This is a genomic window from Streptomyces sp. NPDC007205 (assembly GCF_040634095.1).
Classification (GTDB): Bacteria; Actinomycetota; Actinomycetes; order Streptomycetales; family Streptomycetaceae; genus Streptomyces.
Genome location: NZ_JBEYEW010000009.1, coordinates 123,755 through 137,777 on the forward strand (window position 1 = coordinate 123,755; position 14,023 = coordinate 137,777).

Sequence of the window (14,023 nt, forward strand, 5' to 3'; positions counted from 1 at the left end):
GCCGCTAGTTGCGGCGTCCCGCCGGATCGTGAGCCATGGTGTCCCGGTCGCCGGCGGGCGCCGGTACGGAACCATGGGCTCCGGCGCCGGCCACCGTCACCTCGCTCCGGTCGCCATGCCCCGGCCACCACGCGGCGTGGCCGATCAGCGCGGTGAGGCTCGGGGTGAAGAACATCGCCATCACGAAGGCGGCGACGGCGATGCCGAAGGCCACCGCGAAACCCATCTCCATGAGCAGCGAGTTGCCCGCCAGCATCATCGTGGCGAAGGTCGCCGCCAGGATGAAGCCGGCCGCGGCGACGGTCGGCCCGGCGTGCCGCAGCGCCATACCGGCCGCTTCGCGCGGCTCGCGGCCCTCGCGGGCCTCCTCGCGGAGCCGGGCGATCATGAGGATGTTGTAGTCGGTGCCGATGGCGACCACGAACAGATACATGATCACCGGGAGTGTGAACATCAGTCCCGAGTGCCCCTGCCCCTTCTGGAAGATCCACACGGTGGCGCCGAGGGTGGCGCCGAAACCGAGGCCCACCGAGGCCATCAGATACCAGGGGGCGACCACACTGCGCAGCAGCAGGCCCAGGATGACCATGATGAGCACGGCGGCCACCGGGAAGACGGTCCGGTAGTCGTGGTTGACCGCGGCGTTGATGTCCTTGTAGATCGAGGACATGCCACCGACGACCGCGTCGGTGCCCTCAGGGGCGTCGGAGTGCGCGACGTCACGCACCCGGCCCACGGCGTCGATCGCCTTGTCCGTCGACGCCTCGTACTTGAGCGTGACGGTGAAGTCGGCGGTGGTGCCGTCCTTGTTCAGCTGGGTCAGACGGGCACCGGCGACGCCGTCCACGGCCCCGAGCTTCTGCGCGTACGCGGCGAAGCCGGACTTGTCCAGCGGCTTTCCGTCAGTGCTGGAGAGGTAGACGTCGGTGGGTGCCGCGGCGCCCGCGGAGTACGCCTTCTGCATCTTGTCCTGGACGACCATGGACTCCTTGGTCTTCGGCATGGAGCCCGACGCCAGGTCGAACGAGGCCTTGTAGCTCAAGGCGCCGAGCGACAGCAGGACCAGGACGAGACCGGAGACCCCGGCGGTCAGCGCCGGGCGGTTTCGCACGCCACGGCCGAGGGCGGCGAACCGGGCGTTCTCCGGTTCCTTCTGCCAGGACTTGGACGGCCAGAAGATCTTCGGTCCGATGAGCGAGACCACGGCCGGGATCAGGGTCAGGCCCGCGACGAGCGTGGCGGCGACCGCGATGGCGAGCGCCGGGCCCATCTGCTTGAGGAAGCCCAGCGTGGACAGCACCAGCGCGAGGAAGGCGATGATGACGGCGCCGGCGGCGGAGGCGATGGCCTCTCCGACCCGGTCGACCGCGTTGATCATGGCCTGCTTGGGCTCGTCGCCGGCGCGCAGCCGTTCGCGGTACCGGAACATCAGGAACAGGAAGTAGTCCGTGCCCACGCCGAAGAGCACGACGATGAGGATCTCCGTGATCGAACTGTTGGCCTGCAGGTCGAACAGCTTGGTGGCGTACGCGATCAGGCCGTTGGCGACGGCCGACACCAGGCCTATCAGCACCAGGGGAAGTACGGCCAGGATCGGCGCCCGGAAGATGATCAACAGGGTCACCAGGATGATCCCGAAGGTGCCGAAGGCGATCAGCCCCTGGCCACGTTGGGACGAATCCTGCTGGTCGAGCGTCTGCGCGGCGGCACCGCCGAGTTTGACGTCGAGATGCGTGCCCTTGGCCAGCGCCTTGACGTCGTCGCGCAACGCCTTGGCCGCGTCCGCCTGTTTGGGCTGGCCGGCGTTCTTGCTGTCCATCTGGACCAGGGTCATGTCATACCTGCCGTCCTTGGACGGCGGGCCGGGGACGACCTTCTGCACCTGGTCGATGTGCTTCTTGCCCAGTTCGGTGGTGATCCGGGCGACGTCCTGCTTGTCGGCGGCGGTCAGCTTGCCGCCGTCCGTGCGCTGGTACAGCGCGATCGCGGACGGAGTGAAGGCGCTGGGGAACGCCTTCTGCTGAAGATCCGCCGCTTTGATGGACTCATAACTCTTGGGTAGGAAGCTGCTCTCGTCACTGTTCGAGGGCAGACTTGGCGCGGTGGCGACGATCGCCACCGCGGCGATCAGCCATGCCACGATCGTCCACACGGGATGTCGGACGACTGTGTTGCCAATACGTCGGAACATGCGGAAGGTCCTCCTGGACAGGAAGATCACCGCAGCCCGGGGAGCGGTCCCTGGCATCGGCGACCCCGAACGGCGCCTGGATGAAGGGCCGTTCGAATGGTTGTCTTGAAGCCACATGGTAGTGGCCGGATAAAAAGATCATCTCATGAGGGTCCTCGGTCGCTCAGATGGGCCGTTCATCCGAGGACGAACGGGAGTTGGGCGGCGAGGTCCCCCAACACGGCCTGCTCCCCGGTGGTCGGCGTACGGCGTCCGGTGCCGACGAGCAGCGCCTCCTCGTCGGAGAACGAGGAGGGGAACGAGGTTCCGGCGATCTTCTCCAGCGACGCGCGCGCCGCCGCGAGGGTCTCGGCCGACGGGCCGGCGGCCGACGGCAGCCGGGCGATCAGGTCGAGATGGTGCACGGTCCACTCGACGACGTACGCGGACAGGTAGTCGCCGACGGTCAGCACCTCGTCGCGGGTGCTGACGCGAAGGGCCGGATCGGCGAGTCGGGCGGCGCGGCCCGCCGCGGAACCGACGTCGTCCAGGTGGAACTTCAGCAACCGCGGCTCGCCGTATGCGGCGGCCAGCCGGGGGATCAGCGCATCGAGCGGATCCTCGCCGGTCGGCGGCTCGACCAGCTTCCAGTAGGTGACCGCGTCCACGGTCGGTTCGGTGTCGGCGGGCGTGACAAGGGTGATCAGGACGTCCTGGGCGTCGATGACCAGGTGGCACACCAGGTCCCGTACCAGCCAGCTGGTACAGCCGGACGGCCGCTCGAAGTCCTCGTCCGGGAGTTCGGCGACCGCGGCGAGCAATGCCGTCCAAGAGCGGGAGAAGAGATCCACCGCGGCAAGGTAGTGCGGGAGCGGAGGGGCGGACAAACGAATTCGGACGGTCAACGCGCCAAGGGCGACAGCCGGTAGGAGCCGGCGAGGTCCCGCACCTCCACCGAGACGACCGTCTGCTGCTCCGGTCCGTCGGCCGCCGGCAGATGCTTCGTGAGCAGCGCCAGTACGCTCTCGGACAGGTGCGCCTTCCGGGCCTCGGGGCGGCCGGGCATGAGGCCGATCTCCACGTGTACGAAGGCGGTCTCCGCGCCCGGTCGGTCCCCGACGTACGTCGCCACCGGACGGACCAGCGTCTTGCAGACGCCCGACGTGCCGGATTCCTCGGCCACCAGCGGGTGCAGCTCCTTCACCAGGGCACAAGGGTCGAAGGCTCCGGCCAGGCGGGAGGAGTAGTCGATGGTGAGGTGCGGCATGAAGGACCTTCCCCTGTGCCCGTAGTTTTACTAGGCAACTATTTTCCCTCATGCCACACGGGCCTTCACCGCGCCCCTCCCCCGGCCTCTGATGCACAGAGCCCGCAAGCCTGACGGCCGGCGGGCCCCGGTCAGCCGAGGCCGAGCACGCTCATCGTGCGCTCGGCCATGCGCTGCTCGCCGAGCGCGTTGGGGTGCACCGGGACGATGTTCTGCCCGAAGAGGAGCGGCTCGATCCACCGGGTACCGACGGCCTGGCATGCGTCGTGGCCCTCGGACACCTGCGCGAAGTCGACGTACGTGGCCCCGGTCTCCTCGGCGGCGCGCTGCACCACGGTGTTGAGATGGGCCTGCAGGGCGTGCAGGTACGGCACGTCGCCGGAGGCGACCGGCAGTTGGGCGAAGCAGGACGGGTCGGCCTTGGCCGGGGTGATCCACGGGTAGCCGAGTACCGCGATCCGCGCGCCCGGCGCCTTGGCCCGGACGCTGCGCAGCGCGCTCTTCAGCGCGGGGTAGGTGTTCGCGTCGATGGCGTCGTCGAAGGAGCTGCCGTAGGTGTCCTTGCACGGGCTGCCCTGGCCCCCGCTGAGGATCCCCGCGGTGCCGCAGGCGAGCATGGCACCGATGAAGGTGTTGTTGTCGTTGCCGCCGATCGTCAGCGTCACCAGATCGGTGTCCGCGGTGACCGCGTCCGCCTGCGGGGCGACGCCGGGGTACTGGGACTGGGTGAAGTCCTTGGTCTGGGCGGCGCCACAGGTGACGTCCGTGAGCCGGGCGCCGGTGCGGGCGGCGATGACGTGGGGGTAGTTGGCCGTGGAGCGCAGGCAGACGAGGTGGCCGGCGTCGACGGGCAGGACACCCGAGGCCGCGCTGTAACTGTCGCCGAGGGCGGCGTAGTTCAGGGTGGCCGTGGCGTGCGCGGGGACGGCGGTGACGCCGAGGACCAGCGCGCCGGCGAGTGCGGAGGTCGCGGCGATGGCACGGCGCAGGGCAGGCAGGGGCATGACTCCCTCTTCTCGGGGTGGGGACACGGAGCAGAGCAGCCGGGCATGGGGGTGCCCGGGCGGGTACGGGTGCGCGAGAACGCGGCGGCTCAGCGCGGGTGGGCGTACCGGCCGTCGGGGCGTGGGCGCGTGTGCGCACGCACGGCGAGGGCCGCGAAGTGGGGGTTCGCGGGATTACCGCTGGGTACTACCGATAGGTAATGTGCGGCTGCGGCACCGCGGAGTCAACGTTGTTGACAGGAATTCTTGAAACCTTACGGACCGGTGACGCCGTGGCCGTGTCCCCCGGCCTCGGTGCCGTGCCCGTCTAGCGTGGCCGTATGCGTGTACTGGTCACCGGCGGTGCCGGGTTCATCGGGTCCCATGTCGTCGAGGCGCTGCGGGCGCGCGGGCACGAGCCGCTCGTGTACGACGTCCGGGCCGATCCGGGCGCCGACGTGCGCAACCCCGCGGCCCTCGCCCGCGCTCTGTCCGGCGTGGACGCGGTCTGCCACCAGGCGGCCATGGTGGGCCTCGGCGACGGCGTCACGGACGCGGCCGAGTACGTCTCCCGCAACGACCTGGGCACCGCCGTCCTGCTCGCCGCGATGGCCGGTGCGGGCGTGCGGCGGCTGGTGCTGGCCGGGTCGATGGTGGTGTACGGAGAAGGCCGCTACGACTGCCCCGTGCACGGCGGCGTACGCCCCGGGCCACGGGCCGCGGCCGACCTGGAGGCGGGCCGCTTCGAACCGCTCTGCCCACGGTGCGGCGCATCGCTGGCCCCCGGCCTGGTCACCGAGGACGCCCCGCCGGACCCGCGCAACGTCTACGCCGCGACCAAGCTCGCCCAGGAGCACCTGTCCGCCGCCTGGGCCCGCGCCACGGACGGTACGGCGATCTCGTTGCGCTACCACAACGTGTACGGCCCCCGGATGCCCCGCGACACCCCGTACGCCGGCGTCGCGTCCTTCTTCCGCTCGGCCCTCGAACGCGGCGCCGCTCCGCGGGTGTTCGAGGACGGCCGGCAGCTGCGGGACTTCGTCCACGTCCGGGACGTGGCCGCGGCCAACGTCATCGCGCTGGAGGCCGCGCCCCGCCCCGGAACCCTCACGGCGTACAACACCGGCAGCGGTGAGCCGCACACGGTCGGCGACCTGGCCCGCGCCCTGTCAGCCGCTCGTGGCGGCCCGGACCCGGTCGTCACCGGCGAGTACCGCCTGGGCGACGTCCGCCACATCACGGCGGACTCCTCCCTGCTGCGCGCGGACCTCGGCTGGAAGCCGGAGGTGGGTTTCGCGGAGGGAATGCGGGAGTTCACGCGAACGCACTGAGCGTGTCCACCCGCACAGGACGGCATCGCCGTCGATCATGGCGTTACTTCGCAGGAAATCCCTATGAACCAGTCGAAAGGACAGTCATGTTGCGACGGACCCTGAGACCAACCCGCGCCCGGGTCGCAGCGCTGCTCACCGCACCGGTGCTCGGCCTCGGCCTCCTCGCCCCGGCGGCCTCCGCAGACACCCCGCCGCCCGGCCAGAAGCTCAGCAGCAGCGACGTCATCGGCAGGGTGTGCCAGCACGCGGGCGCGGACGACGACGGGGAGGGCTCGGGCCTGTCCTGCGAGAAGGACATCGCACCGCTGCTCTCCCGCATGATCGGCCCGGGGAGCGGGATCAGCTGCCGAAGCGAGTCCGCGACCGACATCGTCTGCCGCCCGGACAGATGACCGTTCACGCCTCCGCCGTCGGCAGGGTCACCTCGAAGCGGCAGCCGCCCGGGATGTTGCGGACGGTCGCCCGGCCCTGATGGGCCTCGACGATGCCCCGTACGATCGCCAGCCCCAGCCCCGCCCCGGCGGGCGGGGTGCGGGCATCGGTGCCGCGCCAGCCGGTGTCGAAGACGCGGGGCAGGTCCTCCTCCGGGATGCCGCCGCAGCCGTCCGTCACCGACAGCACCACACCGTCCGGCGCCCGTTCGGCTGCGACCGCGACCGTGCCGTCGGCCGGGGTCCGGCGGATGGCGTTCACCAGCAGGTTCCCCAGCACGCGGCTCATCTCCTTGCCGTCCACCTCCACAGGCACAGGCTCGACCCGGTCGCCCACCAGCCGTACCCCGTGCTCCCGGGCGAGCGGGTCGGCTCCCGCCAGCGCGTCGCCGACCAGGTCGTACAGGGAGATCCGGGCGGGGCTCAGCGGGAGGGTGCCCGCGTGGATGCGGGAGAGTTCGAAGAGGTCGCCGACCATGTCGTTGAGCCGTTCGACCTCGGTGCGGATCTGCTTGAGGTAGCGGTCGGGGTCGGCTGCCACGCCGTCCTCCAGCGCCTCCGCCATCGCACGCAGTCCGGCCAGCGGGGTGCGCAGGTCGTGCGAGATCCAGGCGACCAGCTCGCGCCGGGACTTCTCCAATGCCCGCTCCCGTTCGCGGGATTCGGCGAGCCGGGCGCTGGTGGCGGCCAACTCCCGGCCGAGGGCGTCCAGTTCGGCGGTGGCCGGGCCGTGCGGGGCGGCGAAGGCCCCGGCGTCGCCGAAGGAGCGGGCGGCGTCGGTGAGTTCCCGGCTGCGGGCGACGACCCAGCGGCCCAGCAGCAGCGCGGTGGCCAGGGAGACCACGGCCGCCATCGCGACGACGGTGGTGACCACGGTCAGGTCGTGCGATGAGAGGAACATCGCCCAGGCGACGGCGAGCGTGCCGGAGAGCATCGCGACGACGCCGACCGCCGCGACCACGGCCAGCGAGGCGGTCAGCGAGCGGCGCCGGATCAGGCGCAGCGCGCCCGCTCCCGCGGCCCCCGCGGCCACGGCGCCGGCGAAGGCGTAGAGAGCGATGAGGAGGATGTCGCTCATGGTCAGAGCACCGCCTCGGCGGGCTCGAAGCGATAGCCCACGCCCCACACGGTCTGGATCAGACGCGGCCGGGCCGGGTCGTCCTCGACCTTGCCGCGCAGCCGGCGGACGTGGACGGTGACGGTCGACAGGTCGCCGAAGTCCCAGCCCCAGACCTCGCGCATCAGGTCCTCACGGCTGTAGACCCGGCCGGGGTTCCGCAGGAAGAACGCGAGCAGGTCGAACTCCCGGAGGGTGAGGGCGAGTTCGGTGCCGTTCTTGGCGGCCCTGCGGGCGTCGGGGTCGACGGAGAGTCCGGCCGCGGCCAGCCGGTGCCCGGTGGTGACGGGGCGGCTGCGGCGCAGCACGGACTCCACGCGCAGGACCAGTTCGCGGGGGCTGAAGGGCTTGGTGACGTAGTCGTCGGCGCCGACCTCCAGGCCCAGGATGCGGTCGTCCTCGTCGCCGCGGGCGGTGAGCATGATGACCGGTACGGGGCCGCGGTCCCGCATGCGCCGGCACACCTCCAGGCCGTCCATGCCGGGCAGCATCAGGTCGAGCACCACCAGGTCGGGCCGGTGCGCGGCGGCGCGGGTGAGGGCGGTCGGGCCGTCGTCGGCGCGGTCGACCGCGTAGCCGGCGCGGTGCAGGTATCCGGTGACGACCTCGGCGACGGTCGGGTCGTCGTCCACGACCAGGATCCGGGCCGTCTCGCCTGCGGCTGCGGTCCCGTGGGACGTGTAGGGCGGTTGCATGCCTCCAGCCTCGCACCGCCCGGTGCCCGCCGCCGGGCCGCGGGCCGGGCGTCCGCGTTTCGTAAGGACCTTGAGTCCGATATGCCCGATTGGCGTTCGTAGGGTGAGACCGTGACGACCACTTCCACGGACGTCGACGTGGTGCTGCCCTGCCTGGACGAGGCCGAGGCCCTGCCCTGGGTGCTCGGCCGGATCCCGGCCGGCTGGCGCGCCCTCGTCGTCGACAACGGTTCCACCGACGGCTCCCCCGACCTCGCCCGCGCGCTCGGCGCGACGGTGGTGCACGAGCCGCGGCGCGGCTTCGGCGCCGCCTGCCATGCCGGTCTGACCGCGGCCACGAGCGACATCGTCTGCTTCTGTGACTGCGACGCCTCCCTCGATCCCGCGCTGCTCCTTCCGTTCGTGCAAGAGATCCGGGAGGGCGCCGCCGACCTGGTGCTCGGCCGGCGCCGTCCGGAGGGCCGGGGCGCCTGGCCCGCGCACGCCCGTGCGGGCAACCTGGCGCTGGCGCGGATGCTGCGCCGCCGCACCGGGCTGCGCCTGCACGATCTGGGGCCGCTGCGCGCCGCCCGCCGCGAGCCGCTGCTCGCCCTCGGTCTCACCGACCGGCGCAGCGGCTATCCGCTGCAGATGGTCGTCCGCGCGGCCGACGCGGGCTGGCGCATCGCCGAACACGACGTGCCCTACCGGCCGCGGACCGGCGCCTCCAAGGTGACGGGCACCTGGCGCGGCACCTGGCAGGCCGTGCGGGACATGAGCCGCGTACTGGCCGAGACGGCCGACGGGAGGGCCGTACGGTGACCACGCTTCTCGTCATCGCCAAGGAGCCGCTGCCGGGGCGGGTCAAGACCCGGCTCAGCCCGCCGTTCACGCCGCAGCAGGCGGCCCAGCTGGCGGAGGCGGCGCTCGCGGACACCCTGCACGCCGTCGCGGCGGCGCCCGCGACCCGCCGGGTCCTCGTCCTGGACGGGGCGCCGGGGCCATGGCTGCCGCCCGGCTTCGAGGTGCTGCCGCAGTGCGCGGGCGGCCTCGACGAGCGGCTGGCGGACGCCTTCGCGCGCTGCTCGGGCCCGGCCCTGCTCATCGGCATGGACACCCCGCAGGTGACGCCGCAGCTGCTCACCGTGGACTTCGCGGGCTGCGACGCGTACCTGGGCCCGGCCGAGGACGGCGGGTTCTGGGCGCTCGGCCTGGCCGAGCCCGATCCGGCGCTGCTGCGGGGCGTGCCCATGTCGACGCCCGGGACCGGGGCCGTGCAGCGGGAACGGCTGCTGGCCGCCGGGCTACGGGTGCGCGAACTGCCCCGGCTGCGGGACGTCGACACCGCCGCCGACGCCCACGCCGTCGCCGCGCTGGCCCCGCACGGCAGGTTCGCCGCCCGGCTGGCCCGCTGTACGCCGGTCACCCGGTGATGGCCGGCTCTGTGGCCTGGGCCGCCGCCGACCCCTACGCGACCGCGCTGCGCACCGGCCGCGGCCCGCTGTTCCTGCGCCGCGCCGACGGCTGGCTGCTGCCCCTGGAGGTGGAGCGCTGGTGTGCCCGCGCGGACGCCGTGGACCGGGCGGTGCTGGACCGCTGCGAGGGCGCCGTCCTGGACGTCGGCTGCGGTCCCGGCCGGCTGGTGGCGGAGCTGGCCGCCCGGGGCCGTACCGTGCTGGGCATCGACGTCAGCGAGGCCGCCGTCGACCACACCGTCCGGCTCGGGGGGCAGGCGCTGCGGCGCTCGGTCTTCGACACGCTGCCCGGCGAGGGCCGCTGGGACACCGTGCTGCTCATGGACGGCAACATCGGCATCGGCGGGGAACCGCCGGTCCTGCTGGAGCGGGTGGCCGCACTGCTGCGCCCGGGCGGTCTGCTGCTCACCGAGACCGTTCCGGGACACGTCGACGAGCGCGCCCGGGTCGAGGTGGTCGACACCGTCGGCGCCGCACAGGCCGGCGGAGCCCCGTTCCCCTGGGCGCGGCTCGGCACCCCGGCCCTGCTGCGGTACGCCCGCAGGGCCGGCTGGCGGTCCGTCGCTCAGTGGTCCGCGGGCGGCCGGTGCTTCGCCGCCCTGCGCACCTGCCGTGCCAGCACCAGCGCCGAGCCGCCGAAGAGGGCGGCGGTGATCAGCAGCCAGCGGGTGAGGAAGCCGTCCGGGGAGAGTCCGGTGGCCGACCGGTAACGCCGGTCCGCCATGCCGCTGATCAGCGGGAACCAGACCAGCAGGAGCAGTCCGGACAGCATCGCCGGGATCCGCACGTACAGCGTCCGGCCACGCCGTCCGGCAGCTCCGAGACCGCGTACGACCGCCCGGTCGGCCGCCGTGTACAGCGGCAGCAGGACGAGGTCGTGCAGCAGCGCGGCGCCCACGATCCACAGCGCCACGCCGAACCAGTCCCCTGCGAACAGCCGTAGTCCGGCGTACGCGGCGAGCGCGAACGAGCAGCAGAGCAGAAGCAGTTGGAAGGGACTGCCCAGGCGTACACGACGGCGCATCACAGGTCTCCGAAGGTCAGCCGGGCCACCCACTTGGTGTTGAGCACACCGGGTGCCGCGGGGACGATGATCCGCGCCGGGTGGCCGTGGTCGGGGGACAGTTCCTCGCCGTTGACGTACAGGGCGAGCAGGGAACGGCCGTCGGCCACCTGGTTGGCGCGCAGGGCCGCGCGGCGGAAGGCTCCGTGGCGTTGCAGGGACTCCACGAGCACGTCCGGCGGGTCGCCGTCGTACCCGACGAGTGCCGCGAGGTCACGCAGCCGCACCCCGTGCCACCACTGGTCGGCGGTCGACCAGCCCTCCACGCAGGCGATGGGCAACGACGCGCTGTGCAGCGGAAGTCGCAGCAGCTGGGCGCGGCTGAGCCGGACGGTTCCGGTGCGGCCGGTGACGACGAGCCGCCAGGCGTCCTCGTGGGTGTCGGCCGCCGTGATGCCGGCGTAGGCCGCGGTCTTGTTGATCTGGAAGCCGTTCGGGCCGCCGCCGGGATCGGCCGTGCCGTGCGGAGCGAGCAGGGCCGTACGGCGGAAGGGGCCGCCGAGGCTCTGCCCGACCGTGGTCAGGAACAGCAGCAGGGAACCACCGCCGACCAGCCCCAGGGCGCCGCGCCTGGAGACGGTGGGCGCCACGGGACGCGGGGAGACCAGGTCGCTGCGGTCCCGCAGGCGCCCGCGTACGGTGCGCACGGCGGCCGGTGTCTTGAGCGCGGCGTGGGCCAGGAACGCGGCGAAGAACACCCATGCCCCGTAGAAGTGCAGCGGGTAGAAGGAACCGGGGAAGACATAGTCCAGCTGGATGTTGAGGACTCCGGTGGTGAACTCGAACAGCCCTCCGCCGACCAGCAGCACCAAGGAGAGCCGCTCCAGCGCGTGCGCGAGCGAGCGGGCCGGAGGCAGGGTGAACAGCCTCGGCACCACCGACCACAGCTTGGCCAGCAGGACGGGGATCAGGGTGATGCCGAGCGTCACATGGACACCCTGGGTGAGCCGGTACAGCCACACCGGGCCGGTGGGCCAGGCGAAGAGGTAGAAGCCCAGGACGCCCTTGTCCGGCGTCATGTCGTTCACCCGGGACAGGCCCGGGTTGTAGGCGGCGTACGACACCAGTCCGGTCACGAACAGCACGGTGATGCCGACGAGCAGGACGAGGCCGAGTACCGAGGTGAACCAGGGGCCGCGCAGCGGGCTGCGCCAGAAACCGGGGGAAGTGGGAAGCCGGGGATGGTCGCGCATGTCCCGACCGTAGGCCGGTGCACCCCCGGAAAAGGGTCCATGACCGGTGACGAAACGCTGACGTCCTGCCCGGCGGACGCCCGGTTTGGCGGTGCCCCGGCCTAGCGTTCCGGTGTGAACCGATCTCTCCGCCGCGATCTGTACGCCGCCGGTGCCGCCGCCCTGCTGGTGACGGCGGCCGTCCTGGTCGGCCGGCACATCCAGGCCACCCGCCACACCCTGTTCGTGCACTGGCCGCCGGTGTTCGCCGACTGGGACCCGCACCTGGGCCCCGGCACGCCGGCGGCGCTGGCGGTGGCGGCGGCCACCGTGGCGTACGGCCCCGTCGTCGCGGCCCGTCTCCCCTGGCGTGCGCTGCTTGCGGTGGCCTGGACGGCCGCCCTGGCCTGGATCCTGTCCCTCGCTCTGGTCGACGGCTGGCACCGGGGCGTCGCGGCGCGGCTGACCGCCCGCGAGGAGTACCTCCGGGTCATCGGCCGCTTCCAGGACATCCCGGCGACCCTGCGCGACTTCACCCACCACATCGTCAGCGGCACCCCTGCCCCCTGGCCCGCCCATGTCGCCGGCCATCCGCCGGCCGCCACCCTCACCTTCGTCCTGCTGGACCGGATCGGGCTGCGGGGCGGTGGCTGGGCCGGGATGTGGTGCGTCACCGTCGGTGCGACGGGATGCGTGGCCGTGCTGATCGCGCTCCGCGCGCTGGCCGACGAGACCCTCGCGCGCCGGGCCGCGCCCTTCCTGGTGCTCGCGCCGGCAGCCGTGTGGCAGGGCACCTCGGCCGACGGCTACTTCGCGGCCGTCGCCGCCTGGTCCCTGGCGCTGCTCGCCCTGGCGCTGACGCGACGGTCCCACGGGTGCGCGGCGGCCTCGGGCCTTCTGTTCGGCCTGACCTGCTATCTCTCCTACGGCCTCGCGCTCTTCACGTTGATCGGCGCGGCGGTGCTCGCGCTAGCTCGCTCCGGCCTCCGCGAACGCCCCGCCCTCCTGCTGTCCCTCCTCGCCGGACTGGCCGTGTTCCCCGTGGTGTTCACCCTCGCCGGCTTCGACTGGTGGACCGCCTACCATCTTCTGGTCACCCGCTACTACCAGGGCGTCGGCGGCACCCGCCCCTACGGCTACTGGGTCTGGGCCAACCTCGCCTGCACCGCCCTCATCACCGGCCCGGCCACGGCGGCGGGCCTGCGGAGGACGAGCGCGGCACTGCTCCCCGGCACCGGCCTCCGGCGTTCGGCGGCCCTGCTCCCTGGAACCCACCCCCATCGCCCCGCGGAGGCGCGCCCCGGACCCGAGCCCCAAAACCCCGCGCCACCGCACCCCGCGACCGGCCACCAACGCCCCGCGCCACCCCTCCCCGAGACCCACCCCCGACACCCCGCGGCACCGCACCCCCCCGACGGCCGCCGGCACCCCGCGCCACCGCACCCCGAGACCCACCCCCGACACCCCGCGGACGCTCGCCCCGGATCCGAGCCCCAAAACCCCGCGCCACCACACCCCGCGCCACCGCACCCCACCGCCGGCCACCGATGCCCCGCGGACGCGCGCCTGGCGCTCCTCGTCTCCGCCGCGCTGCTCGCCCTGCTGGTCGCCGACCTGTCCGGCATGAGCAAGGCCGAGACGGAACGCATCTGGCTGCCCTTCGCCCTGTGGCTCCTCCCGTCCTGCGCGCTCCTCCCCCGTCCCCGCGCCTGGCTCACCGCCCAGGCCGTACTGGCCCTGCTCCTCAACCACCTGCTGCTGACGGGCTGGTGAGGCCGAGGCTCCGGGTGCCCGGCGCCGCTCCCGGCACCGCCCCCGCCCGCCGGCCTCAGCCGGCATCGGGCAGTGCTGCCGGACCGCCCTCCTCGTCCGCCGTGCGCCGTGCCCTGTGGGCGTTCTCGGCCCGGACCGCGGTCAGCCATCGCCAGGGCCGGATCTCGTCCAGGCTGAGCCCCGGACAGGCAAGGTGGTGCGGGATGCGGCACCGTGCGCCGGTCAGAGGCTCCTCGAAGCCGCCGTTCCAGGCGACCCCGTTGCTGTCGATGTGCCAGCGGTGCCCACCGGGAACCAGGTGCGCGGGCAGCACGAGGCCGGGTTCGAGGAGTACGTGCTGCCCCGTGTAGGTGGGGCGCCGTTCACCGGCGAGCCCGCAGTGCGGGCAGTGCGGCGGGCTGGGCGGTTCCGGGCCGGTGGCTCCGTCTAGGGCCGCCTGGGCGCGGTCCGTGTTCTCCCACGAGCGGGGCGCGCCGGCGGGCGGGCGCCCCTGCTCGTCGTAACCGGCCAACGGGATGATGCTGTCGTCGTATGCCCCCATGTGCGCCAGCATTCCCGTCCGGG

Annotated in this window: 14 protein-coding genes; 6 read left to right on the top strand and 8 right to left on the bottom strand. The window is 72.9% G+C overall.

Translation table 11 applies throughout. The features are described 5' to 3' along the window. Window positions 1-4 precede the first annotated feature (4 nt). From ABZ624_RS17660 to ABZ624_RS17675, 4 genes are all read right to left on the bottom strand, one after another. Window positions 5-2,191 (bottom strand): MMPL family transporter, encoded by a 2,187-nt coding sequence (locus tag ABZ624_RS17660; RefSeq protein ID WP_360088927.1) that lies wholly within the window; start codon window positions 2,189-2,191, stop codon window positions 5-7. Window positions 2,192-2,367: 176 nt separating this feature from the next. Beyond that, window positions 2,368-3,021: a maleylpyruvate isomerase N-terminal domain-containing protein gene (locus tag ABZ624_RS17665; protein ID WP_360088930.1), complete on the bottom strand. Its 654-nt coding sequence runs from the start codon at window positions 3,019-3,021 to the stop codon at window positions 2,368-2,370. A 50-nt stretch (window positions 3,022-3,071) separates the two neighbouring features. Next, entirely contained in the window at window positions 3,072-3,437 is a 366-nt protein-coding gene (locus tag ABZ624_RS17670) for a 5-carboxymethyl-2-hydroxymuconate delta isomerase (RefSeq protein ID WP_360088933.1), read from the bottom strand. Between the two features lie 131 nt (window positions 3,438-3,568). Continuing rightward, window positions 3,569-4,441: an SGNH/GDSL hydrolase family protein gene (locus ABZ624_RS17675; RefSeq protein ID WP_360088936.1), complete on the bottom strand. Its 873-nt coding sequence runs from the start codon at window positions 4,439-4,441 to the stop codon at window positions 3,569-3,571. Window positions 4,442-4,761: 320 nt separating this feature from the next. Here ABZ624_RS17675 and ABZ624_RS17680 point away from each other — a divergent pair, with 320 nt between their 5' ends. Both ABZ624_RS17680 and ABZ624_RS17685 read left to right on the top strand, forming a co-directional pair. Then, the gene (locus ABZ624_RS17680) at window positions 4,762-5,751 is read left to right on the top strand and encodes an NAD-dependent epimerase/dehydratase family protein (protein WP_360088939.1); all 990 of its coding nucleotides are present in this window, start codon (window positions 4,762-4,764) and stop codon (window positions 5,749-5,751) included. An 86-nt stretch (window positions 5,752-5,837) separates the two neighbouring features. Continuing rightward, a complete protein-coding gene (locus ABZ624_RS17685) occupies window positions 5,838-6,146 on the top strand; it encodes a hypothetical protein (RefSeq protein WP_360088942.1) in 309 nt (102 codons plus the stop codon). Window positions 6,147-6,150: 4 nt separating this feature from the next. Here the strand turns inward: ABZ624_RS17685 and ABZ624_RS17690 are convergent, their stop codons facing one another. Together ABZ624_RS17690 and ABZ624_RS17695 are read right to left on the bottom strand one after the other, a co-directional pair. Continuing rightward, window positions 6,151-7,263, bottom strand: a complete 1,113-nt coding sequence (locus ABZ624_RS17690; protein ID WP_360088945.1) for a HAMP domain-containing sensor histidine kinase — start codon at window positions 7,261-7,263, stop codon at window positions 6,151-6,153. Between the two features lie 2 nt (window positions 7,264-7,265). Continuing rightward, window positions 7,266-7,997 carry a response regulator transcription factor gene (locus ABZ624_RS17695; protein ID WP_360088948.1) on the bottom strand — a complete coding sequence of 244 codons (732 nt, stop codon included), beginning with the start codon at window positions 7,995-7,997 and terminating at the stop codon, window positions 7,266-7,268. 111 nt (window positions 7,998-8,108) lie between these two features. On the opposite strand from ABZ624_RS17695, the gene ABZ624_RS17700 reads away from it, so the two are divergent. From ABZ624_RS17700 to ABZ624_RS17710, 3 genes are read left to right on the top strand one after another with little or no spacing between them, the layout of a single operon-like run. Continuing rightward, window positions 8,109-8,798, top strand: coding sequence for a glycosyltransferase family 2 protein (locus tag ABZ624_RS17700; RefSeq protein ID WP_360088951.1), 690 nt, complete (start codon window positions 8,109-8,111; stop codon window positions 8,796-8,798). Continuing rightward, window positions 8,795-9,409: a DUF2064 domain-containing protein gene (locus tag ABZ624_RS17705; RefSeq protein ID WP_360088954.1), complete on the top strand. Its 615-nt coding sequence runs from the start codon at window positions 8,795-8,797 to the stop codon at window positions 9,407-9,409. The genes ABZ624_RS17700 and ABZ624_RS17705 overlap by 4 nt, the downstream gene beginning before the upstream one ends. Further along, window positions 9,409-10,161, top strand: a complete 753-nt coding sequence (locus ABZ624_RS17710) for a methyltransferase domain-containing protein (RefSeq protein ID WP_360088957.1) — start codon at window positions 9,409-9,411, stop codon at window positions 10,159-10,161. Before ABZ624_RS17705 ends, ABZ624_RS17710 begins: the two co-directional genes overlap by 1 nt. Before the next feature lie 313 nt (window positions 10,162-10,474). Here the strand turns inward: ABZ624_RS17710 and ABZ624_RS17715 are convergent, their stop codons facing one another. Then, complete coding sequence (locus tag ABZ624_RS17715) at window positions 10,475-11,707, bottom strand: molybdopterin-dependent oxidoreductase (protein WP_360088960.1); 1,233 nt, start codon at window positions 11,705-11,707, stop codon at window positions 10,475-10,477. A 114-nt stretch (window positions 11,708-11,821) separates the two neighbouring features. On the opposite strand from ABZ624_RS17715, the gene ABZ624_RS17720 reads away from it, so the two are divergent. Then, a complete protein-coding gene (locus ABZ624_RS17720; RefSeq protein WP_360088962.1) occupies window positions 11,822-13,459 on the top strand; it encodes a hypothetical protein in 1,638 nt (545 codons plus the stop codon). 55 nt (window positions 13,460-13,514) lie between these two features. Here ABZ624_RS17720 and ABZ624_RS17725 read toward each other — a convergent pair whose 3' ends face one another. Further along, window positions 13,515-14,000: a DUF6083 domain-containing protein gene (locus ABZ624_RS17725; protein ID WP_360088965.1), complete on the bottom strand. Its 486-nt coding sequence runs from the start codon at window positions 13,998-14,000 to the stop codon at window positions 13,515-13,517. Between the last annotated feature and the right edge of the window lie 23 nt (window positions 14,001-14,023).

Bases quoted from the DNA above. Each gene is read 5' to 3' on its own strand.
- ABZ624_RS17660 (WP_360088927.1), bottom strand. From the start codon at position 2,191: ATGTTCCGACGTATTGGCAACACAGTCGTCCGACATCCCGTGTGGACG.
- ABZ624_RS17670 (WP_360088933.1), bottom strand. From the start codon at position 3,437: ATGCCGCACCTCACCATCGACTACTCCTCCCGCCTGGCCGGAGCCTTC.
- ABZ624_RS17675 (WP_360088936.1), bottom strand. From the start codon at position 4,441: ATGCCCCTGCCTGCCCTGCGCCGTGCCATCGCCGCGACCTCCGCACTC.
- ABZ624_RS17680 (WP_360088939.1), top strand. From the start codon at position 4,762: ATGCGTGTACTGGTCACCGGCGGTGCCGGGTTCATCGGGTCCCATGTC.
- ABZ624_RS17685 (WP_360088942.1), top strand. From the start codon at position 5,838: ATGTTGCGACGGACCCTGAGACCAACCCGCGCCCGGGTCGCAGCGCTG.
- ABZ624_RS17690 (WP_360088945.1), bottom strand. From the start codon at position 7,263: ATGAGCGACATCCTCCTCATCGCTCTCTACGCCTTCGCCGGCGCCGTG.
- ABZ624_RS17695 (WP_360088948.1), bottom strand. From the start codon at position 7,997: ATGCAACCGCCCTACACGTCCCACGGGACCGCAGCCGCAGGCGAGACG.
- ABZ624_RS17710 (WP_360088957.1), top strand. From the start codon at position 9,409: ATGGCCGGCTCTGTGGCCTGGGCCGCCGCCGACCCCTACGCGACCGCG.
- ABZ624_RS17715 (WP_360088960.1), bottom strand. From the start codon at position 11,707: ATGCGCGACCATCCCCGGCTTCCCACTTCCCCCGGTTTCTGGCGCAGC.
- ABZ624_RS17725 (WP_360088965.1), bottom strand. From the start codon at position 14,000: ATGGGGGCATACGACGACAGCATCATCCCGTTGGCCGGTTACGACGAG.